The 21,953-nt window shown below is 67.3% G+C and carries 19 protein-coding genes and 1 pseudogene; 13 read left to right on the plus strand and 7 right to left on the minus strand.

All coding sequences use genetic code 11. The features are described from left to right. Positions 1-11 precede the first annotated feature (11 nt). Genes ACOI2T_RS27375 through nei2 form a run of 4 tightly spaced genes read left to right on the plus strand, consistent with a single transcriptional unit; the run spans position 12 to position 7,266 of the window. Positions 12-1,013, plus strand: coding sequence for a hypothetical protein (locus ACOI2T_RS27375; protein ID WP_409504553.1), 1,002 nt, complete (start codon positions 12-14; stop codon positions 1,011-1,013). After that, positions 1,014-5,519: an ATP-dependent helicase gene (locus tag ACOI2T_RS27380; RefSeq protein ID WP_409504554.1), complete on the plus strand. Its 4,506-nt coding sequence runs from the start codon at positions 1,014-1,016 to the stop codon at positions 5,517-5,519. 43 nt (positions 5,520-5,562) lie between these two features. Next, entirely contained in the window at positions 5,563-6,510 is a 948-nt protein-coding gene (locus tag ACOI2T_RS27385) for an SDR family NAD(P)-dependent oxidoreductase (protein ID WP_409504555.1), read from the plus strand. Between the two features lie 3 nt (positions 6,511-6,513). Beyond that, complete coding sequence (gene nei2 / locus ACOI2T_RS27390) at positions 6,514-7,266, plus strand: endonuclease VIII Nei2 (protein ID WP_409504556.1); 753 nt, start codon at positions 6,514-6,516, stop codon at positions 7,264-7,266. A gap of 829 nt (positions 7,267-8,095) precedes the next feature. Here the strand turns inward: nei2 and ACOI2T_RS27395 are convergent. Further along, on the minus strand, positions 8,096-8,356 hold the full coding sequence (locus ACOI2T_RS27395) for a DUF732 domain-containing protein (RefSeq protein WP_409504557.1): 261 nt from the start codon (positions 8,354-8,356) through the stop codon (positions 8,096-8,098). 70 nt (positions 8,357-8,426) lie between these two features. Between ACOI2T_RS27395 and ACOI2T_RS27400 the strand changes: the two genes are divergently transcribed. From ACOI2T_RS27400 to ACOI2T_RS27410, 3 genes are all read left to right on the plus strand, one after another. Then, the gene (locus tag ACOI2T_RS27400; protein WP_409504558.1) at positions 8,427-8,789 is read left to right on the plus strand and encodes a hypothetical protein; all 363 of its coding nucleotides are present in this window, start codon (positions 8,427-8,429) and stop codon (positions 8,787-8,789) included. A 226-nt stretch (positions 8,790-9,015) separates the two neighbouring features. After that, the gene (locus ACOI2T_RS27405) at positions 9,016-9,318 is read left to right on the plus strand and encodes an HNH endonuclease signature motif containing protein (protein ID WP_409504559.1); all 303 of its coding nucleotides are present in this window, start codon (positions 9,016-9,018) and stop codon (positions 9,316-9,318) included. Between the two features lie 68 nt (positions 9,319-9,386). Continuing rightward, positions 9,387-9,902, plus strand: a complete 516-nt coding sequence (locus tag ACOI2T_RS27410) for a GNAT family N-acetyltransferase (RefSeq protein ID WP_409504560.1) — start codon at positions 9,387-9,389, stop codon at positions 9,900-9,902. Here ACOI2T_RS27410 and ACOI2T_RS27415 read toward each other — a convergent pair. Both ACOI2T_RS27415 and ACOI2T_RS27420 read right to left on the minus strand, forming a co-directional pair. Beyond that, the gene (locus tag ACOI2T_RS27415; RefSeq protein ID WP_409504561.1) at positions 9,892-11,037 is read right to left on the minus strand and encodes a fatty acid desaturase family protein; all 1,146 of its coding nucleotides are present in this window, start codon (positions 11,035-11,037) and stop codon (positions 9,892-9,894) included. The genes ACOI2T_RS27410 and ACOI2T_RS27415 overlap by 11 nt on opposite strands. A gap of 25 nt (positions 11,038-11,062) precedes the next feature. Continuing rightward, a complete protein-coding gene (locus tag ACOI2T_RS27420) occupies positions 11,063-12,148 on the minus strand; it encodes a ferredoxin reductase (protein ID WP_409504562.1) in 1,086 nt (361 codons plus the stop codon). Between the two features lie 71 nt (positions 12,149-12,219). Here ACOI2T_RS27420 and ACOI2T_RS27425 point away from each other — a divergent pair, with 71 nt between their 5' ends. After that, complete coding sequence (locus ACOI2T_RS27425) at positions 12,220-12,903, plus strand: TetR family transcriptional regulator (RefSeq protein WP_409504563.1); 684 nt, start codon at positions 12,220-12,222, stop codon at positions 12,901-12,903. A gap of 9 nt (positions 12,904-12,912) precedes the next feature. Next, a pseudogene (locus tag ACOI2T_RS27430) lies at positions 12,913-13,688 on the plus strand (enoyl-CoA hydratase/isomerase family protein). Here ACOI2T_RS27430 and ACOI2T_RS27435 read toward each other — a convergent pair. Continuing rightward, positions 13,657-14,427, minus strand: coding sequence for an SDR family NAD(P)-dependent oxidoreductase (locus tag ACOI2T_RS27435; RefSeq protein WP_409504564.1), 771 nt, complete (start codon positions 14,425-14,427; stop codon positions 13,657-13,659). The pseudogene ACOI2T_RS27430 and the gene ACOI2T_RS27435 sit on opposite strands and share 32 nt — an antisense overlap. A gap of 131 nt (positions 14,428-14,558) precedes the next feature. On the opposite strand from ACOI2T_RS27435, the gene ACOI2T_RS27440 reads away from it, so the two are divergent. After that, complete coding sequence (locus ACOI2T_RS27440; RefSeq protein WP_085146920.1) at positions 14,559-15,146, plus strand: Rv1733c family protein; 588 nt, start codon at positions 14,559-14,561, stop codon at positions 15,144-15,146. Here ACOI2T_RS27440 and ACOI2T_RS27445 read toward each other — a convergent pair whose 3' ends face one another. Then, a complete protein-coding gene (locus tag ACOI2T_RS27445; RefSeq protein ID WP_409504565.1) occupies positions 15,147-15,416 on the minus strand; it encodes an RNA-binding protein in 270 nt (89 codons plus the stop codon). It abuts the gene before it with no gap. A gap of 370 nt (positions 15,417-15,786) precedes the next feature. Between ACOI2T_RS27445 and ACOI2T_RS27450 the strand changes: the two genes are divergently transcribed. The 3 genes from ACOI2T_RS27450 to ACOI2T_RS27460 all read left to right on the plus strand — a co-directional run bounded on the left by ACOI2T_RS27450 (position 15,787) and on the right by ACOI2T_RS27460 (position 19,349). Then, positions 15,787-17,580: a glycoside hydrolase family 2 protein gene (locus ACOI2T_RS27450; protein WP_409504673.1), complete on the plus strand. Its 1,794-nt coding sequence runs from the start codon at positions 15,787-15,789 to the stop codon at positions 17,578-17,580. 76 nt (positions 17,581-17,656) lie between these two features. Next, the gene (locus tag ACOI2T_RS27455) at positions 17,657-18,172 is read left to right on the plus strand and encodes a hypothetical protein (protein ID WP_409504566.1); all 516 of its coding nucleotides are present in this window, start codon (positions 17,657-17,659) and stop codon (positions 18,170-18,172) included. Positions 18,173-18,182: 10 nt separating this feature from the next. Next, the gene (locus ACOI2T_RS27460) at positions 18,183-19,349 is read left to right on the plus strand and encodes a zinc-dependent alcohol dehydrogenase (protein WP_409504567.1); all 1,167 of its coding nucleotides are present in this window, start codon (positions 18,183-18,185) and stop codon (positions 19,347-19,349) included. Here ACOI2T_RS27460 and ACOI2T_RS27465 read toward each other — a convergent pair. Both ACOI2T_RS27465 and ACOI2T_RS27470 read right to left on the minus strand, forming a co-directional pair. Continuing rightward, positions 19,338-20,207 (minus strand): pseudouridine synthase, encoded by an 870-nt coding sequence (locus ACOI2T_RS27465; RefSeq protein ID WP_409504568.1) that lies wholly within the window; start codon positions 20,205-20,207, stop codon positions 19,338-19,340. The genes ACOI2T_RS27460 and ACOI2T_RS27465 overlap by 12 nt on opposite strands. Beyond that, complete coding sequence (locus tag ACOI2T_RS27470; RefSeq protein ID WP_085146910.1) at positions 20,204-21,949, minus strand: glycerol-3-phosphate dehydrogenase/oxidase; 1,746 nt, start codon at positions 21,947-21,949, stop codon at positions 20,204-20,206. Before ACOI2T_RS27470 ends, ACOI2T_RS27465 begins: the two co-directional genes overlap by 4 nt. Positions 21,950-21,953 lie beyond the last annotated feature (4 nt).

Below are 21,953 nucleotides of genomic sequence, written 5' to 3' on the forward strand. Positions count from 1 at the left end.
ACCCTGCGGGTATGACGAACGCACTCGGCGACAATCTCGGGTGGAATCTCCTCGCGCCATTCGTCTATACCATTGCGATGATGCACGGCGGGATGTTCTGCGTCTCGAAAGTAGTTCAGACCAGCCGCTTCGAGCGGATCGCCCGGTGGGGCAAGAGACTCGAGATCGTCGCCTACCTAACCACTGCGTTGATGAGTTTCACGCTGCTCAAGACGTGGCCCGAATTCGCCGACACCATTCGGTTCGTAGAAGGTCGCATGGACGCTGCGGGGTTGCCGGCCGATGCGATTGCGCAGATCACGCCAGGGGCGATGGTGCACGCTGCGTTGAGCTGGGCGGAACTGTATCTCTTGGCGGTCACCGTAATCTCCGTCTGCTACGGGCTGGCCGTAGTTGGCCGCCGTCATGTGCGCCGTACGGTGTCTAGCGAGTTCGAAAGCTGGACACGCCAATTGAAGCGAGAGATCCGGGAAGCTGAGGAGTTCGGCCGTATCCGTTACCGGCGACTCGCGGCCGGCGCGCCAACCTGGCTGACCCGGCACCGACGCTGGCTGCACGACAATCCGCCAGAACCACTCGTGCCCGCTCGACCCCGGTGGGAATTTCGATGGGTTCATGAGCGACACCCATCGATGCCGGGCAACGGCCCCCGCCAAGATCGGTACCGGCTCACGAACCGAACCGGCCTCACCGCGTTCAACGTAACCACAGAACCGGTGAACCTCGATATCGACGGCACCCGGTCGAAGCTGCTGGTAGCCGCACGATCCGAGGATGGTGACAACGTATTCATGCACGTGGATACCGTCATCGGGTTCACCGGCCAGATGACCGTGCACTGGCATGGCCCGGATCACCACGAGCACGCCGAGACGATCCACCTGCAATACACCCCGGTAAGTCAGCACAATCGCTACTACTGGCTACGTAAATGGAGACGACGGAAGAACCGGATGCGGGCCGGGGAACCGCAACCGGAATCACTTGTCGGTGCCGGCGTGCACGATGGCTAGATGACCACCGAATCGGCCGATCCACTGACCCGGTTCAGCACGCTGACCCGGGAGTGGTTCACTGCTGCCTTCCCCGCGCCGACGTCGGCCCAGGAACAGGCCTGGGCGGCGATCGCCAAAGGCGACAACACCCTGGTCATCGCACCGACCGGGTCGGGCAAGACGCTCGCGGCGTTCCTGTGGGCCATCGACCAGCTCGCCACCGAGCATCGGCCGGGCACCCGGGTGCTGTATGTGTCCCCGCTGAAGGCGCTGGCCGTCGACGTCGAGCGCAACCTGCGTACGCCGTTGACGGGCATCACCCGCGTCGCCGAGCGCCACGGGCTGCCCGCACCGGAGATCAGCGTCGGCGTGCGCTCCGGCGACACACCGCCCAACCAACGGCGCGCGATGATCAGCAAGCCACCCGACATCCTGATCACCACTCCGGAATCGCTGTTCCTGATGTTGACCTCGGCCGCCCGCGAGACGCTCGCCACCGTGGAGACGGTCATCGTCGACGAGGTCCATGCCGTGGCCGCGACCAAACGCGGCGCGCACCTGGCGCTGTCGCTCGAACGGCTCGACCAGCTGCTCGACAAGCCCGCACAGCGAATCGGGCTCTCGGCGACCGTGCGGCCCCCCGAGGAGGTGGCACGCTTCCTGTCCGGGCAGGCCCCGACCACCATCGTCTCGCCGCCGGCTACCAAGACCTTCGACCTTTCGGTCCAGGTCCCGGTGCCGGACATGGCCAATCTCGACAACAACTCCATCTGGCCCGATGTCGAGGAGCGCATCGTCGATCTGGTCGAGGCGCACCAATCCTCGATCGTGTTCGCCAACTCGCGCCGGCTCGCGGAGCGGCTGACCTCCCGGCTCAACGAGATTCACGCCGAGCGCAGCGGCATCGAGCTGCCGTCCGCCCACAACCCTCAGGTCGGCGGCGGCGCGCCCGCGCAATTGATGGCCAGTGGCCAAGCCAATGGCGCACCGCCGCTGCTGGCCCGGGCGCACCACGGCTCGGTCAGCAAGGAACAGCGTGCGCAGGTCGAGGACGACCTCAAGAGCGGTCGCCTGCGCGCAGTGGTCGCGACCTCGAGCCTCGAACTCGGCATCGACATGGGCGCAGTGGATCTGGTGATCCAGGTGGAGGCACCACCGTCGGTGGCCAGCGGGCTGCAACGCATCGGCCGCGCCGGCCACCAGGTCGGTGAGATCTCGCAAGGCGTGCTGTTTCCCAAACACCGCACCGATCTGATCGGCTGCGCGGTCACGGTGCAGCGCATGCGTTCCGGCGACATCGAGAGCATGCGGGTGCCGGCCAATCCGCTTGACGTGCTCGCCCAGCACACCGTCGCAGCGGCCGCGCTTGAGCCGCTCGACGCCGACGCCTGGTTCCATGCGGTGCGCCGCAGCGCACCGTTTGCGACGTTGCCACACAGTGCGTTCGAGGCGACGCTGGATCTGTTGTCCGGGAAGTATCCGTCCACCGAATTCGCCGAGCTGCGTCCCCGGCTCGTGTACGACCGCGATGCCGGCACCCTCACCGCCCGGCCGGGCGCGCAGCGGCTGGCGGTCACCTCCGGCGGTGCCATCCCCGATCGCGGGTTGTTCACCGTGTACCTCGCGACCGACTCCGAAAAGCCTTCGCGGGTGGGTGAACTCGACGAGGAGATGGTTTACGAGTCGCGGCCCGGCGACGTGATCTCGCTGGGCGCAACGAGCTGGCGGATCACCGAGATCACCCATGACCGGGTGCTGGTGATTCCGGCACCCGGCCAGCCGGCCCGGCTGCCGTTCTGGCGCGGCGACAGTGTCGGACGCCCCGCGGAACTGGGCGCGGCGGTCGGCGCGTTCACCGGGGAGCTGGCAAGCCTCGACCGCAAGGCGTTCGACGAACGCTGCCGGGACATGGGTTTCGCGGGATACGCCACCGACAACCTGCACCAGCTGTTGCGCGAACAGCGCGAGGCCACCGGTGTGGTTCCCAGCGATACCACATTCGTGGTGGAGCGCTTCCGCGACGAACTCGGCGATTGGCGGGTGATTCTGCATTCGCCGTACGGCCTTCGGGTGCACGGCCCGCTCGCACTCGCGGTGGGGCGTCGGCTGCGCGAACGCTACGGGATCGACGAGAAACCGACGGCGTCCGACGACGGCATCATCGTGCGGCTGCCCGATACGGGCGAAAACCCGCCGGGCGCCGACCTGTTCGTGTTCGACGCCGACGAGATCGAGCCGATCGTGACGGCCGAGGTGGGCGGTTCGGCACTGTTCGCCTCCCGGTTCCGCGAATGCGCGGCTCGCGCGCTGCTGCTGCCGCGCCGCCATCCGGGTAAACGATCCCCGCTCTGGCATCAACGGCAGCGGGCCGCGCAACTCCTCGACATCGCCCGCAAGTACCCGGATTTCCCGATCGTGCTGGAAGCGGTGCGCGAATGTCTGCAGGACGTCTACGACGTACCCGCCCTGACCGAGTTGATGCGCAAGGTGGCTCAGCGCCGGCTCCGGGTGGTCGATGTCGAGACCCCGACCCCCTCGCCGTTCGCGGCCTCGTTGTTGTTTGGCTACGTCGGCGCGTTCATGTACGAAGGCGACAGCCCACTGGCCGAGCGACGTGCGGCGGCACTGGCGCTCGACACGGTTCTGCTGTCCGAACTGCTGGGCCGCATCGAGTTGCGCGAACTGCTCGACCCGGCGATCGTCGCGTCGACGGCCGCGCAGTTGCAGCACCTGACCGAGGACCGGGCCGCGCGCGATGCCGAAGGCGTTGCCGACCTGCTGCGCCTGCTGGGCCCGCTCACCGAAGCCGAAGTCGCGCAGCGCTCGACCGCCGACAACGTGGGCGGCTGGCTCGACGGGTTGCATGCCGCCAAGCGGGCCCTTCCGGTCACGTTCGCCGGCCAGACATGGTGGGCCGCGGTCGAGGACATCGGCCTGCTCCGCGACGGTGTCGGCGCGCCCGTTCCGATCGGTGTTCCCTCGGCCTTCACCGAGTCGGTGGCCGATCCGCTCGGCGACCTCATCGGGCGCTATGCCCGTACGCGTGGCCCGTTCACCACCGAGGCAGCCGCCGCCCGGTTCGGCCTCGGCCTTCGGGTGACCGCGGACCTGTTGGGCCGCATGGCAATCGACGGTCGGCTGGTGCGGGGCGAGTTCGTCGATGACCTGGCCGGTGATCAATGGTGTGACGCCGATGTGCTCAAGATCCTGCGCCGCCGGTCGCTTGCCGCATTGCGCGCACAGGTCGAACCGGTCAGCACCGCGGCCTACGGTCGATTCCTGCCGGGGTGGCAGCATGTCGGGTCGGCGCAAAGCACCGGCATCGACGGGCTGGCCGCGGTCGTCGAACAGCTGGCCGGGGTGCCGCTACCCGCGTCCGCGGTCGAGTCTCTGGTGTTGCCGCAACGCGTCGGCGATTATCAGCCCGCGATGCTCGACGAACTGCTGGCCTCCGGTGAGGTCACCTGGTCGGGGGCCGGCCAGATCGGCGGCGGTGACGGCTGGATCGCGTTCCACCTGGCCGACTCGGCACCGCTCACGCTGGCCATGCCCACCGAGATCGAGTTCACCGACACCCACCGCGCGATCATGCATACCCTCGGTCACGGCGGCGCCTATTTCTTCCGCCAGCTCGCCGACGGCGCCCCTGCCGAAGACCTCAAAGGTGCGCTGTGGGAACTCATTTGGGCTGGCTGGGTCACCGGCGACACGTTCGCACCGGTACGTGCGATCTTGTCGGGCACGCGACGTACCCCGGCACACCGTCAGCAGAAGCGGCCACCACGGTTGAGCCGGTACAGCGTCGCCCACGCCCAGACCCGGTCCAGCGATCCGACGGTGTCGGGCCGGTGGTCGGCGCTGCCGGCGGCCGAGCCCGACTCCACGGTCCGGGCCCATTTCCAGGCCGAACTGCTGTTGAGTCGCCACGGTGTTCTCACGAAGGGCGCTGTCGCGGCCGAAGGCGTGCCGGGCGGGTTCGCGACGCTCTACAAGGTGCTGAGCGCATTCGAGGACGCCGGCCGCTGCCAACGCGGGTATTTCGTGGAATCGCTGGGCGGCGCACAGTTCGCGGTGGCGTCGACCGTCGACCGGCTCCGCTCCTACATCGACAGTGTCGACCCGGAGCGGCCCGAGTACCACGCGGTCGTGCTGGCCGCGACCGACCCGGCCAATCCATACGGGGCTGCGCTCCCGTGGCCCGAACGCGCAGGCGACGGCGAAGCGCACCGGCCCGGCCGCAAAGCCGGCGCCCTGGTGGCGATGGTCGACGGTCAACTGGTGTGGTTCCTGGAGCGCGGTGGGCGGTCCCTGCTCAGCTTCGGGTCCGACGACGACGCGCAGCGGGCGGCGGCCGCCGCGCTGGCCGATCTGGTGACCGCGCGGCGGATCCCGGCACTGCTGGTGGAACGGATCAACGGCGTCGCGGTCCTCGACCCCGACGTCGACGCCGCACGGGGCGCCGTGCAGGACGCCTTGGCCGGGGCCGGCTTCACCCGGACACCCCGTGGGCTGCGGTTGCGCTGACTTGGCGGGAACAGCGAAGGACCGCGACCTGTTCGTGTGAGTCGTGACCACTCCCATCACCACACCCTTCAATTCCGAATCAACGGCCGCCGACGTGATCGACGGTGTCGACCTGTCCGGCAAATCGGCGATCGTCACCGGGGCGGCGTCGGGCATCGGTGTCGAAACGGCCCGCGCGCTCGCCGCGGCCGGAGCGGCGGTGACATTGGCGGTCCGCGACGTTGCCGCGGGCCAGCGCGTAGCTGCCGACCTTCGTACGTCGATCGGCAACGACGCCATCACTGTCGGTGCGCTCGACCTGGCCGACCTCGCCAGTGTCGCGGCGTTCACCCGGGCCTGGAGCGGGCCGCTGCACATCCTCGTCAACAACGCGGGTGTGATGGCGGTGCAGCAGCTGACCCGGTCGGCGGGCGGGCACGAACTACAGTTCGCCACCAATCATCTCGGCCATTTCGCCCTCGCAACCGGTCTGCACCGGGCACTCGCCGCCGCGGGCGGTGCCCGTGTGGTGTCGGTCAGCTCATCCGGACACCTGCGTTCCCCCGTGGTGTTCGACGACATCGACTACGCGTTCCGCGACTACGACCCCTTCGGCGCATACGGCCAGTCAAAGACCGCAAACGTGCTGTTCGCGGTCGAGGCGACCCGACGATGGCGAGACGACGGCATCACCGCCAACGCGCTGATGCCGGGCGGAATTCTCACCGCGCTGCAACGCCATCTCGATCCGGCGTATGGCGAACAAGCAGCCGAGCGATTCCGCCAAGCGGGCAGCCGACTGAAAACAGTCGAGCAGGGTGCCGCCACGTCGGTGCTGCTGGCCGCGTCACCACTGCTGGAAGGTGTCGGCGGACGATACTTCGACGACTGCAACGAAGCGGTCGTGGTCGATCATCGCGATGAGTTCGGTATCAGCGGTGTGGCTCCCTACGCCCTCGACCCTGGCAACGCGCAACGGCTGTGGGAACTTTCGCAACGGCTGGTTCAATAGGGCATGCCTGAAGGGGACACCGTCTTTCACACCGCCGCGGCGCTCCGCACGGCGCTGGTGGGTAAGACGTTGACCCGCTGCGACATCAGGGTGCCGCGCTACGCCACGGTCGATCTGACCGGGCAGGTCGTCGATGAAGTTCTCAGCCGCGGAAAGCACCTGTTCATCCGGGTGGGACCGGCCAGTATCCATTCCCATCTGAAGATGGAGGGCAGTTGGCGCATCGGCTGGTCTGCCGGCGCGGCCCACCGAATCCGCATCGTGCTGGAGACGGCCGACAGCCGGGCCTCGGGGATCGACCTCGGCGTGTTGGAGGTTTTGGACCGGGCCGCCGACATGGATGCCGTCGCACATCTCGGCCCCGACCTGCTCGGTCCTGACTGGCATGCCCGCACCGCGGCCGCCAACCTGACCGCCGATCCGGACCGGCCGTTGTCCGACGCCCTGCTCGACCAACGCGTCATGGCCGGTGTCGGGAATGTCTACTGCAACGAACTCTGCTTTGTCTTCGGCCGCCGCCCCACGTCCCCGGTCAGCACACTGAGCGATCCGCTGCGGGTCGTGCAACGTGCGCGGGACATGCTGTGGCTCAACCGGTCCCGGTGGAATCGAACCACCACCGGCGACACCCGCCGAGGTCGGCAACTGTGGGTCTACGGCCGGGCCGGCGAGCCCTGTCGCCGCTGCGGAACCCCGATCGAGACAGACAACAGCGGCGAGCGGGTGACGTACTGGTGCCCGACCTGTCAGACCTAGATCCGCTCGGTTGCCAACCTCGAATGGCCTTGCGCCGCTGGATCTGTGGACGAAGTACAAGTTGTGGATGACTGCGCTGCCAGGTCGGCCTGTTACACCGGGGCTGTTGCGTCTACGCAACACGGGACGTTGGCCTAGCTCGAATCTGATACTGGTTGGGCTAGCCTGATTGTGCAGCCGTGCATAGGCACGCAAGACGAAGAAAGGTGGCGGAGTGGGCCGCCCTGCAAAGCAACACCACTCCGCCTAACCGGATCGCCGGGACGGGCCGCAACTGGCGGGTGCGTCGTTCGGGAGATCCGGCCCGAGGTCGCCGGGCGCTCACGTGGCTCGTGAGCCCGGTGACTTCGACCTGTGCAACACGCTACCCAGCCGCTAGGCGCAGATTGCTCCACGACACGCGAACACCCCTGCCTTTCGCTTAGCTCCTTTGTTAACGGAAATTCGGGGGTGAACATGCTCCGCCAGTCTTTCAGCCCGGACCGGCGCGTCGTCGTCGGCGGCGCGGTCCTCCTCCCTCGCGGCCAGCCTGCCCTCATAGGTCGCGACAACCCCGAGCAGCAGCGCCGCCCACACCACTCAGGACGGCTCGTGTCCCATCCACCAGGCCGCGATCAACACACCGGCCGGCGCGAACTCGACGACCCAGAGCGCCGCTGCCAGCTACGCGACCACTCAGGCGACCGGCGCAAACACCACAGTCCCCCAAGATCAGGCCCACCCCGCAGACCACGATCGCGGCGAGGACCAGGGCCGTGTGCGAGGTGCGCCCCGATGAACGCGAGTGCTCCGCAGAAGATCAGGAGTTTCCCGGGCATCGGGTCGATCATCAGATGTAGTTCCCCTCCGGGCAGTACGCCTCCGCCGCGGCACCGACGAAGCGCGCCGTCTCGTTCAGGCTCCACTCGGTGTGCGCCGCGGCCACTTGGAGCACGGTGGATTGCAGGCTGGTGCCTTGGATGAGGAGCACGCAGACGGCTGCGCCTTGCGCGGCGGCGTCGTCTTGGCTCAGTTGGTAGCCGTTGGCCACGGTCCACAGGTAGAACATCTCGTCGGTGTCCGGTTCTGCGGCGGCGGGTGCGGCGAACACTATGGGCGCTGCAGCGAATGCCGCTAGCGCCGAGTACAGCTTGCAGGTGCTCTCTGGCAAACTCTAGGCCGTGGTCTGGGTGCGGCACGGGCAAACCGCAATATTGTCGTGGATCCAGATTCCACGCGAACGCCTGCGGGCCGGGGAAAACACGCGTGTCGCGCGCCCACCTCTGACAGCATGGGTGATTGTGTTCGATGCCCCGGGCGTGCACCACGACACCATCGTGGTGCCCGAAACGATGCCCTCTGATCAGGTGAAAGCGCTCGCCGAACAGAAGGCGCAGTCGTCGGTGGGCGAAGACGACCGGGTCTTTGACATTCAGCTGGGCACCGCGCACCCGGTCGGCGGCGAGCATGGCACCGAGGTGGAGTGGCCGTACACTTACCAGGTAGTGCCGCCGGGTGGGTCTGCGGCGGAACGCCCGTCGTAACCCGTTCTGCGCCAAGACCAGAACTGGCCGTGCGACCACCGGCAGGTGTGCCACATTTCACATTCCGCAAAAGCCGTCGCCAGATCAGTATTGAGCTCTGGAGAGCTCGGCCTGCCCATGGCCGATGTGATCCGCCTGGCCTCCCACGCCAACCACTGACGATCATCGCGAAGAACCGCTCTACCTCGGCCGCACGAAACGCCTGGCATCGACCGGGCAACGCATCGTGCTCTACAACCGCGACCGCGGCTGCACCGCCCCTGGCTGTACCGCTCCGGCGTACCACACCGAAGCCCACCACGCTCGTCTGGATTACGCCAAAGGCGGACAGACCAACATTCCCGACCTTGGCCTGGCCTGCCCATCCCATAACCACCTCGTCACCGAGCACGGTTGGACCACCCGCATTCGCGATGACGGCCGCGTCGAATGGATCGCCCCGCCACTGCTGGAGTCCGGCCAAGACCGCATCAACAACTACTGGCACCCGGAAGAACTCTTCCACCCGCCCGAAGACGATGATCCTTAGCCGGTTTTCACGGCGAAGGCATGAAAGTCAGACAATTGAGCGGATCAACGCTCACCTAGGGTGAATTCATGTGCAACGCCGCCATCCGCCCCACCTCACCGGATGACCTCGACGCGATCGCCGCGATCTATGCCCACCACGTCGAGAGCGGGGTCGCGACATTCGAGCTGACACCGCCGGACCGGGCGGAATGGGACCGGCGCTTGACGACGGCGCGCGACCTCGGATTGCCTTTTCTCACAGCGTCACTCGACGGCGGCGTCGTCGGCTACGCCTATTGCGCGCCGTGGAAGACCCGGCCCGCCTACCGGCACACCGTCGAGAACTCGATCTATCTCGTGCCGCACGCGGCCGGGCGGGGTATCGGGGCTCAGCTCATGACGGCGCTGCTCGACGGCTGCGCTGCGGCGGGCATCCGGGAGGTGATCGCGGTCGTCGTGGACACCGAGGATGCCGCCGCGTCATTGGCGTTGCACCGCAGGCACGGCTTCGTCGAGGCCGGGCGGCTGCGCGCCGTCGGTTTCAAGCACGGCCGCTGGCTGGACACCGTGCTGCTGCAGCGCAGCTTGCCCGTCAGCAGTTGACGAGTTCGGGTTCACATATCGGCTGCGGAGCCGGTTCGGGCGCAGGCTCTTTGACGTCTGCCGGCTCGGGATCCTTCGGCTTGCCACCCCATGGGAACGCGAGCTTGACGATCTTGCGCACCACGGTCCCGAACTGCTTGTAGAGCGGGCCGGTGTTGTACGGCAGGCCGTAGCGCTCGCAGATCTCGCGGACTTCGACGGAGATCTCGGCATGACGATGCGCGGGGATGTCCGGGAACAGGTGGTGCTCGATCTGGAACGACAGGTTGCCGCTCAGGATGTGAAACCACTTGCCGCCGGTGAGATTTGCCGAACCGAGCAGCTGACGGAAGTACCACATGCCGCGCGTCTCGTTCTCGGTCTCCTCGATGGAGAACTCCTGCGTGCCGTCCGGGAAGTGACCGCAGAAGATGATCATGAACGCCCACACGTTGCGGGTCAGGTTGGCGGTGAGGTTGCCGGCGAACACGAACGGCGCGAACGGCCCGGCCAGCAGCGGGAAGGCCACATAGTCCTTGAGTGTCTGCTTCTTGGTCTTGGCCCAGATGCCGCGCAGCACATCACGTTTGTCGGCGATGCTGATCTCGCCGGCCCGGATTCGCTCGGTTTCCATCTCGTGCAGCGCCACGCCGTACTGGAACAACACCATCAGCAGGAACGCGTAGAGCGGGTTGCCCAGATAGTACGGGCTCCATTTCTGGTCCTCGCTCATCCGTAGGATGCCGTAGCCGATGTCGCGGTCCATGTCGACGATGTTGGTGTAGGTGTGGTGCATGTAGTTGTGCGAGTGGCGCCACTGATCGGCCGGGCACGCGGTGTCCCACTCGAAAGCCTTGCTGGACAACGCCGGATCGCCCATCCAGTCGTACTGGCCGTGCATGACGTTGTGGCCGATCTCCATGTTGTCGAGGATCTTCGAGATCGCCAGCATCGCGGTCCCCGGGAGCCAGGTCAGCGGGAACCACATCAGGGCGCGGCCACCGACCTCGAGGGTGCGCTGCGCCTTGATGATCGTGCGGATGTAGGTGGCGTCGCGTTCGCCGAGGTCGGCGATCACGCGCTCACGGATGGCGTCGAGTTCGCGGCCGAACGCGTCGGCCTGCTCGGGGGTCAGGGCGTACTTCGGTGCATTCATGACAGCTCCTTTCGGGTCAGAGTGCTCAGAGGTCGATGGCGACGTCGCCGACGGGCGCGGTGACGCAGATCTGGATGTCTTCGCAATCGGCGGACGAGACCGCACCGGTGATCAGGTTGCGGACCGCGCCGCTGGACTTGAAGCGGGTGCAGCTGTGGCAGATCCCCATGCGGCATCCGCTCTCCGGCGTCAGCCCGGCGGCTTCGGCCTGCACGAGCAGCGGCCTGCCGTCGTCGACGACGTCGACGCCGCTGGTGCTGAATGTGACGGTGCCCCCGGTCGATGCGGCAGGCACCGTGAACGTCGGGGGCACGAAGCTCTCCGAGCTGACGTTGCGGCAGTGCCCGCGAACCGCGTCCACGAGGGCCGGCGGACCGCACACGAATACCGCGTCCGGTTCGGCGTCGGGACACGCCGCGGCCAGGTGCGCAGGCCCGAAGTGACCGTCGAGATCGGACTCGTCGGTGCTGCGGGTATAGCCGTGCAGGACCCGTACCCCGCGCGTCGCGGCGAGTTCGTCGCGATAGCAGGCCTCGTCGGCGGCGCGGGCATAGTGCACGAAAGCGATGTCGCCGGTGAACGCCTGTGCACGCAGTGTGCGCAACATCGACATCACCGGCGTGATGCCGCTGCCACCGGAGACGAACAGGATGCGCCGCGGCAAAACCTCGGGCATGACGAAATCCCCGCCCACCGCATCCAGACCGAGCACCATGCCCGGATAAGCGTGGTCGCACAGGTAGTTCGACACCAGACCGCCGTCGTGGCGGCCGATGGTCAGCTCGATGTAGCGGGCGCCTTCCGCGCTGGCCGGCGAGTAGCAGCGAGTTCTGCGTCTGCCGTTGATCTCGACGGACAGGTTGATGTGCTGGCCGGCCCGGAAGCCGGCGAACGCCTCGTTGGGTTCCAGGGTCAGCGTCACGCTCCGGGGCGTCTGCCGCCGTACCGCGACCACCTTGGCGCGCGCGTCACGCCGCGTCCACGTCGGTTCGACGAGCTCGGTGTAGCGGTCCACGCCGTGCGGGCCCGTGAGCAAGTTGGCCAACGCGCTCACCCGCCGACTCGCGAGGAGGCGCCGGCCGACGCCTTCAGTCAGTGTTTGAGTGAACATGTGTACACAGTGCGCGCATACAGCTCGACCTGTCAACGATGAATTTGCTGCTTGTGGTACGGTTCACATCAGTGAACAGACGTACGCCGAGTACCCGAACACGACGCGCAGAAACATCTCGATCGTCGCGTTCGCGGGACACCCTCTCCCGAGACGAACGAAAAGAAGCCACCCGTCGGGCGATCATCGCGGCCGCACTCAAACTCCTGGAGGACCGCAGCTTCAGCGCGCTGAGCCTGCGTGAGGTCACGCGTGAGGCCGGTATCGTGCCCGCCGCGTTCTACCGCCACTTCGACTCGATGGACGCGCTCGGCCTCGTACTCATCGACGAATCGTTCCGTTCTCTGCGCGAAATGTTGCGTGGCGCGCGCGCCGGCAAGCTCGATCCGCACCACGTCATCGAATCCTCGGCGGAGATCCTCATCGGCAGCTTCAACGAACGCCGTGAGCACTGGCGGTTCATCGCGCGGGAACGCTCCAGCGGGGTGTCGGTGTTGCGCTACGCGATTCGCACCGAAGTCCGGCTGATCACCTCGGAGCTCGCGATCGACCTGGCCCGCTTCCCGGCTCTCAAGGACTGGAGCAGCGAGGATCTCAACATCCTGGCCAGCCTCTTCGTCAACGCCATGATCTCGATCACCGAGGCCCTGGAAGACGCAGGGGATGCAGCGGCCATCGACGTCATCCACCGCACCGCGGTCAAACAATTGCGAATGATCGCCGTCGGCGTCCAGGGTTGGCACAGTGAAAGTTAGGGTCCCGTCATGACCCTCGACGTCGCCTACCCGCGCCCCGACATCGCCGTCGTCACGCTGAACCGGCCGGACAAACTGAACGCATTGTCCTACGAGCTCGTGGAGGGCCTGCACGCGACACTCGACGACATCGCCGCCAACAACCACTGCCGCGTCGTCGTGCTCACCGGCGCGGGTCGCGGGTTCTGTTCGGGGCTGGACCTGAGCGCCCCGAATCCACCGGAAGCCGCAGCGGCACCGAGTTTCCGCGATCCGGCATGCGCTGGCAGGAACGCATCGCCAATCTCACCGTCAAACTCCACCGGCTGCGCCAGCCCGTCATCGCCGCGGTCAACGGCCCGGCATACGGCGGCGGGTTCGCGCTCGCCGCGGCGAGCGACATCCGGTTGGCATCTGAATCCGCCCGGTTCTGCACGCAATTCATCAAACTCGGCATCGGCGGCTGCGACATCGGGGTCAGCTACACCCTGCCCCGCATCATCGGCGCAGGCCCGGCATTCGACATGATCCTGACCGCCCGCACGGTCGACGCGACCGAGGCGCTGCGTCTCGGCCTGGTGTCGCGGGTGTGCGCCAACGTGGTCGACGACGCGCTGGAGATCGCCGAAACCCTGTGCGGCTATGGCAAATTCGGCCTCGAATCGACCAAGCAGGTGTTGTGGGCGAATCTCGACGCGGGTTGCCTGGAAACCGCACTCCCGGTGGAAAACCGCAGCCAGATCCTGGCGTCGTCGGGCGGCGGCGTGGCCGAGTTCAGCGAGGCGTTCCGCCACCGTCCACGATGATCACCTGACCGGTGATGTAGCTTCCGGCATCCGAACACAGCAACAGCGCCGCACCGACCATCTCGTCCGGAGTGGCCAGCCGCTTCATCAGCGTGCCGCCGACCATCATGTCGATGGCCTCCTGCGGGTTGTTGCGCATCATGTCGGTGTCGACGGGGCCGGGCGCCAAGGCGTTGACGCGGATGCCGAACGGTGTGAACTCGGCCGCCATCGACCGCGTCACCGACATCAGTGCGGCCTTGCCCGAGGCATAGATCGACAGCGCGGGGGCGAAGTTGAACGCGCCCACCGAGACCATGTTCAACACCGCCGCCGTGGGGCTCGCCTTGAGATGCGGCAGCGCGTGCTGGACGAGGAACACCGGGCCGCGCAGGTTCACGTCGTAGGACTTGGCCCAGGCCTCCGGCGTCATCTGGCCGAACGGCTGAGCCAGCGCATTGGCGGCGTTGTTCACCACGACGTCGATGCCGCCGAACTCCGACACCGTGCGCTCCACGAGCGCGCCCAGATCGTCGATGTTGCCGCTGTGGGCCGGAACCCCGATCGCCTGACCGCCGAGATCGCGCAACTTGGCGGCCGCCGCCTCACACGCGTCGGACTTGCGGCTCGCGACGACGACGCGCGCGCCGGCGAGCACGAAACCCTCGGCGAGGGCGAACCCGATGCCACGGGTGCCGCCGGTGACGACGACGGTCCGGTCGGTCATATCGAAGAGGTGATCGAATTTCTGGCGGTCCACCCGGTCAGTAGAACACGTTCTAGCTGGATGTGACGTTGGCCTCCAAACCCCCCTGCAAACTGGCATGTCCGGCGGCCGCGGTGCCAGCATGGCTATGTAGCCGTAACACGAACGAAACAGGCTGGTAGAAAGTGTCCACGTTGAGCCGGCGTCGCTGGTGGGTCCTGCGGGCCCTCGGTCGCAACCCCTTGGTTCGGCGATTCGACCGCATCGAGGCGATGGCCGTGGTGCTGGCCACCGTGTTCGCGGTCCTCGTCATCCCCTATGCGGTGAGCGTCGGCGAGGATGTATACGGCGAGAGTCTCCGCTCGGCGCGGGAACAGGCGCAGACCCGCATCCCGACCCAGGCCACCGTGGTCTCCGACAGTGCACCCGCCGCCGACAACGCCGCCGTCAGCATCGTCAGCGTGAAATGGACCGCGGCCGGTTCGGAGCACACCGGCGTGATCCGGCCGTCGCAGCCGGTGAGCGAAGGCGACCAGGTGCAGATCTGGGTGGACGGCAAAGGTCGCCGCGTTCCACCACCGACCAGCCCCGCAACCGCCACTGGCTACGGGACGGCCGCAGCGATCGGCATCTGGTTGAGCGCGGTCGCCCTCGGCGCGATGGCGGTCGCGGCCACCCGCAAAGTTCTCAACCGCTACCGGCTGAACGCGTGGTCGGACGAGTTGCACGTGCTGCTCGACCGCGGCGACGGCCGCACCAAATGGCCTCGCTAGCTACACGCAGCCACTGATGTTGATGCGCCGGCCCACGTTCGCGCACACGCTGATGTTCGGAGGCGGCGGCGGGGGCGGCACGTAACCCGGCGGAGGCGGCGGAGCCAGCGCGTCGTTCAGTTCGGACATGGGATCCGAGCACCCGGTGACGTCGACATGCCTGCCGCCGATCGATCCACAGATGGTCGCGTGCGCGGTCGGCGGGCCGGTCACCACCAGGCCCGCGACGAACATCAGCGTCGCGGCAGCCGCTGGCCACAATTTACGCACGCGCTCATGTTCCGCCGTTTGCCGCCGCTTTGCCTGCTTTATCGGGAAGCTGCGGTTTTGACGGCCCTTTGGATAGTTTGCCCGTCAGCGGACGAAAGCCATGCCGTCAGGCTCGGAGCAATGCCGATGATTTGCCAGGGATCCCCCGCCTGCGACGCATGGGTGTGACGTATCACATTGCAATCCATTGATTTTCGTGTGGGTAACCCTGTGGTGATGAAACGTGATCGCATTACCGCGAGGGCCGTGTAACGATGCGGCCTGACCGGCCGATATGTTTGCTGCATACCGACAATTTGGGGGGGTGGGGATCATCGCGTGGCTTCGACGGTTCGCGGTAGTGGCACTGGTGCCGTTGATGGGTTTCGTGATGGTGAGTACACCGGCCAAGGCCGTCGAGATCTGGCAACGTAAGAAGCCCCCGTTGTCCACGCCGTGGACGCAACTGGTGGGACCGGGAAACGCGCTGCCCGAGTATCCGCGGCCGCAGATGGTGCGGCAACGTTGGCTGAACCTCAACGGCGGATGGAGCTACACGGGCCGATCGCTGCAGGACGCCGAGAAGAAACCGCCATCGGCGAGCCAGTACACCGAACGGATCCTCGTCCCCTATCCCACGGAGTCGGCACTGTCCGGCATCCAGCGTCACGACGATCAGATGTGGTACCGCAAGCTCGTCAAGGTGCCTGCCGACTGGCGTGGGCAACGCGTGCTGCTGCACTTCGGCGCGGTAGACCAGATCGCGACCGTCTGGGTCAACGGCCAGCAGGTGGCCCACCACGAGGGCGGCTACACCGGGTTCAGCGCCGACATCACCGGCGCGCTGCTGCGCTCGCCCGTCCAGGAGTTGACCGTGCGCGTCGAGGACCGCAACGAGGCAGGCGGGTTTCCGGTCGGCAAGCAGCGCAACGCTCCCCGCGGGCTCGCCTACACCGGCGCGTCGGGCATCTGGCAGACGGTGTGGATGGAACCGGTCAGTGCGGCCCACATCGAGAAGCTCGACATCACCCCGGATCTGACCGGCTTCACCGTCACGCCCAGGCTCTCGGGCACGACCTACCAGCGCGTTGAGGTCGTCGTCACCGAGCCCGGCGGCGCGGAGGTCGCGCGCGCATACGGAAAACCCGGCCAGCCCGTCCGTCTCCCGGTGGCCAAGCCGCACCTGTGGACACCGGACGACCCCTATCTCTACGACCTCAAAGTCCGGCTCGTGAGTCCGTCCCGCCGCGTCATCGACGAGGTGTCCAGCTACGGCGGGTTGCGCACCATCGGCACGGTCAGGGACGCGGTCGGCCGGCCGCGTATCGCGTTGAACGGCAAGATCACGTTCCTGCACGGCCCGCTGGACCAGGGCTACTGGCCGGACGGCATCTACACCGCCCCCACCGACGATGCGCTCAAGTTCGACCTCGAGCGCACAAAGGAGCTGGGGTTCAACTTCGTTCGCAAGCACGCCAAGGTGGAGCCGGCCCGGTGGTATTACTGGGCCGACAAACTCGGGCTGATGGTGTGGCAGGACATGCCGTCGCTGGGCGAATCGATCAACGGCCCGATGACTGGCCCGTCCCCCGATCCGGTCCCCGAGGCGAAGGCGCGCTTCGAGAAGGAACTCGCCGCGATAGTCGACCAGCTGCGCAGTTTCACGTCCATCATCGGCTGGGTGCCGTTCAACGAGGGCTGGGGTGAATTCGACACGGCCCGCATCGCCGACAAGGTGAAGGCGCAGGACCCCTCACGCATGGTGAACGCCAACAGCGGCGTCAACTGCTGCAAGTCCCGTCCGGACAGCCGGGCCGGGGACGTCTACGACAGCCACAACTACGTCGGCCCCGTCCGCAAGGAGGGCCCCGAGCATCGCGTGATCGTGCAGGGCGAGTACGGCGGCCTCGGTCTCGCGCTCGCCGACAACCGGTGGCCGGGCCTGCCGGAGGCGTACGAGATGACCGACAGCCCGGCCCGGTTGACGCAGCGGTATGTCGAGGTCAGCCGCGATGTCGAGAACCTGGTGCGCAGCGACGGCCTGTCGGGCGCGGTCTATACCCAGACGACCGATGTCGAGAACGAGGTGAACGGCTACCTCAGCTACGACCGGCGGTTGGTCAAGGTCGAGCTGCCCGTCGTCGCCGAACGCAACCGCGCGGTGATCGCCGCGGGCGCCGGCTGACTCGAGGGCGCCGCAAGCGCTGTTTAGGCCGCCTCACCCCGGGTAGTCTCCCGCGACGCCCAGCCGAGGAGGCCCGATGAACGTTGTCGACACCGCCAAGCAACAGGCCAAACAGCTCGCGCACAAAGTCGTCGAGAAGGTCGGTGAAAAGGTCACCGCCGACTCGCGCGTCCAAGCCATCACCATCGCCCGCCCACGCGCCGAAGTCCTGGACCTCTTCCAGGATCCTGGGCGCCTCTCCCGCATCTTCGGCGACATCGCGGACGTCACCGGCGCCGGGGCCGACCGTCTCCGGTGGACCTTCGCCGGCGACGACGGCCCCGTCTGGGACTGCGTGGTCTCCCGCGAAGGCGACAACCGGCTGCGCTATGTCGACGTGAATCCGGAGCGCGCCGCCGGGCTCACCCTTGACTTCTCCGACGCCCCGGGGGACCGCGGCACCGAAGTGGTCGCCCGCGTCACCGCGCCGGGACCCGGCGCCCTCACCGGCGTGCTCACGTTCAAGGCCCTCTATCGTGCCCGCGCCCTGCTGCAGACCGGCGAAGTGCCCACCATCGCGCGCAACCCCAGCGCCCGCGACTCCTCCCGCTGAAAGGCCTTTCATGAAAGCCCTCGTCTGGAACGGCGTCAACGACCTGGCTGTCGAAACCGTTGACGACCCAACGATTCTCAACCCCCATGACGTCATCGTGGCCGTCACGCTCACCACCACCTGCGGCTCCGACCTTCATTTCATCGACGGCTACCTGCCCGGCATGCGCGCGGGCGACGTCTTCGGCCACGAGTTCATGGGCGAGGTCGTCGAAGTCGGTGCCGAGGTCACCGACACCAAGGTCGGCGCCCGCGTCGTCGTGCCGTCGTTCATCGCCTGCAACCGATGCTGGTACTGCGACCACGACCTCTACTCGGTGTGCGACACCACCAATCCCAACGCCGAACTCCAGCGGCCGATCCTCGGCTCCCCCACCGCGGGCATCTACGGCTACACCCATCCGTTCGGCGGCTACGCCGGCTCGCACGCCCAATACATCCGCGTGCCGTTCGGTGACGTGAACTGCTTCGCCATACCGGATTTCGTCACCGACGAACAAGCGCTGTTCATGTCCGACGCCGTTCCCACCGGCTACATGGGCGCCGACTTCTGCGACATCGCCGGCGGCGACACCGTCGCCGTCTGGGGCGCGGGCGCCGTCGGTCTCATGGCGGCCCGCAGCGCGCTGCTCAACGGCGCCGGCCGCGTCATATCCATCGACCGCTACCCCGAACGCCTCGCTCTCGCACAACAACTCGGCGCCGAGACGATCAACTACGCCGAGATCGACAGCGTCCAGAAAGCCCTCGGTGAGGCCACCGGCGGCCGCGGGCCCGACGCCGTCATCGAAGCCGTCGGCATGGAAGGCCATTCCACCGGCGTCCAACAGGTCTACGACCGCGCCAAACAGGCCCTCCGCATGGAGACCGACCGCGCCGCCCCGCTGCGCGAGGCCATCCTGGCCTGCCGCAAAGGCGGCGTTGTCTCGGTACTCGGCGTCTACGGCCTCACCGACAAGTTCCCGATGGGCATGCTCACCAACAAGAGCCTCACCCTGCGCACCGCCCAACAACACGGACAGCGCTACATCCCACAGTTTTTCGACTACGTCGCACAGGGCGACCTGGACCCGTCGATCCTGATCACCCACGACCTACCCCTCCACGAGGGCGTGCGCGCCTACGACATGTTCAAGAACAAGACCGACGGCTGCATCCGCGTCGCCCTACGCCCGTAGCCCGCCCGTCAGCTCGCGGGCACTGACGAACACCCGAGCCCGGCCGGTGACCGGGTCGTCGAATTCGAGGCGGTGTGCAAGAAGCTGCAACGGGCTGCTGAAATCGTCGGGCGCCACGTCGATCACGTTCGGGTAGAACGGATCACCGGTGATCGGTAGCCCGATCGAGGCCATGTGGACCCGCAGCTGATGGGTGCGACCGGTGCGCGGGGTGAGCCGGTAGCGGCCGTCGTTCAGCGGTTCCACGTGGGTTTCGGCATTCGGTTCGCCGGGCTCCTCGACGGCCTGTAACTGACCGCGCCGCTTGATGATACGGCTGCGCAACGTGGTGGGAAGCGCCACGGTCGGCTGCCCGTCGGCATGGGCGAGGTAGGTTTTCGCGACGCGCCCCTGCGCGAACAGGGTCTGATACCGGCCCCGCAGCTCACGGCGGGTCGTGAACAACAGCACCCCGGCGGTCAACCGGTCCAGCCGGTGCGCGGGGCTCAACTCGGGGAGATCCAGTTCCCGGCGCAGCCGCACCAGTGCGGTCTGCGCGACGTGACTGCCGCGGGGCATGGTCGCCAAGAAGTGCGGTTTGTCCACCACGACGATGTCGTCGTCGCGGTACAGCACCGGGATGTCGAACGGCACGACCGCCTCGTCGGGCAGCTCGCGGTAGAGGTAGACGTGAGCGCCCGCGGGCAGCACGGTCGATTCGTCGAGGACGGCGCCGTCGACCGAGAACACTTCCCCCGCACGCACTTTCGCCCCCGCACCGAACCGGCGCTCGAACTCGTCGACCAATCGGCCGCCGTGCACGCGCACCCGCGCCGGCCCCAGTCCGTCGCGCACCGGCAGCGGTGCGGGCCTTCTCAAGTGAGCGGTACCGGCTCGAGGATCTCGGCGCGGGCCTCCGGCGCGGCCTGGCGCAGCGCGTCGGCCGATTCGTCGTCGGGCTGCTGTTGCGAACGCACCTCGGCATCGACCCTGGCGATGTAGGTCGCGACCTCGCGGTCGACATCCTCTGCGCTCCAACCCAGTACCGGTGCCACCACTTCGGCGACCTCGCGGGCACAGTCCACGCCGCGGTGCGGGTACTCGATCGAGATCCGCATCCGCCGCGCCAGGATGTCCTCCAGATGCAGTGCGCCTTCGCCCGCGGCCGCGTACCAGGCCTCGACCTTCAGATACACCGGTGCATTCGAGATCGGCGCGAGCAGTTCGGGCTTGCCATCGGCCATCGCGAGCACCTCGCCGATCAACGAGCCGTACCGGTCGAGCAGGTGGCGCACCCGGTACGGGTGCAGTCCGTAATGCCGGCCCACGTGTTCGGTCTGGTTGATCAGCGCGAAATAGCCGTCGGCGCCCATCAGCGGCACCTTCTCGGTGATCGACGTCGCCACCCGGGCCGGGACGAACTCCGCCGCGGCATCGACCGCGTCGGCCGCCATCACCCGATAGGTGGTGTACTTGCCGCCCGCGATCGCGACCAGCCCGGGAGCGGGAACCGCGACGGCGTGCTCGCGTGACAGCTTGGACGTTTCCTCACTCTCACCGGCCAGCAGCGGCCGCAGCCCGGCGTAGACACCGTCGATGTCGTCGTGGGTCAGCGGTGTGGCCAGCACGGTGTTGACATGGCCCAATATGTAGTCGATGTCGGCCTTGGTGGCCGCCGGGTGAGCCAGGTCGAGATTCCAGTCGGTGTCGGTGGTGCCGATGATCCAGTGCGTGCCCCACGGGATGACGAACAGCACCGACTTCTCGGTGCGCAGGATGATCGCCACCTCGCTGACGATCCGGTCCCGCGGCACCACGACGTGTACGCCCTTGGAGGCCCGGACCCGGAACCGGCCGCGTTCCTTCGACAGCGCCTGGATCTCGTCGGTCCACACGCCGGTGGCGTTGATCACGACATGGCCGTGCACGTCGGTCGTGCTGCCGTCCTCGGAGTCACGGACCTGCACGCCGGTGACGCGGTCGCCCTCGCGCAACAGCGCGACCACCTGCGTCGAAGTCCGGACCACGGCGCCGTAATGGGCCGCGGTGCGCGCGACGGTCATGGTGTGCCTGGCGTCGTCGACGACGGTGTCGTAATAGCGGATGCCGCCGATGAGCGAACTCCGCTTGAGCCCCGGGGCCAGCCGCAGCGCCCCGGCCTTGGTCAGATGTTTCTGCGCGGGAACGGATTTCGCGCCGCCGAGCTGGTCATAGAGGAAGATGCCCGCCGCCACGTACGGCCGCTCCCACCACCTGTTGGTCAGCGGGAACAGAAACGGCAGCGGCTTGACGAGGTGCGGCGCGAGGGTCGTCAGGCTGAGTTCGCGTTCGTGCAACGCCTCGCGCACCAGGCCGAACTCCAGCTGCTCGAGATAGCGCAGCCCGCCGTGGAACATCTTCGAGCTGCGGCTCGACGTGCCGGACGCGAAGTCGCGGGCCTCGACGAGGGCCACCTTGAGCCCGCGGGTGGCGGCGTCCAGCGCCGCGCCTGCTCCCACGACACCACCGCCGATGACCACGACGTCGAATTGCTCACTGCCTAATTGCTGCCAGGCTTGCGCCCGTTGCTGCGGCCCGAGGAGGGTTTGCCCGTCGCCCGGTGCTGAGATCGGGACAGTCACGATC

The organism is Mycolicibacterium wolinskyi str. Jessa 2025 (genome assembly GCF_049241375.1).
In the GTDB taxonomy this organism is placed as follows: Bacteria; Actinomycetota; Actinomycetes; order Mycobacteriales; family Mycobacteriaceae; genus Mycobacterium; species Mycobacterium wolinskyi.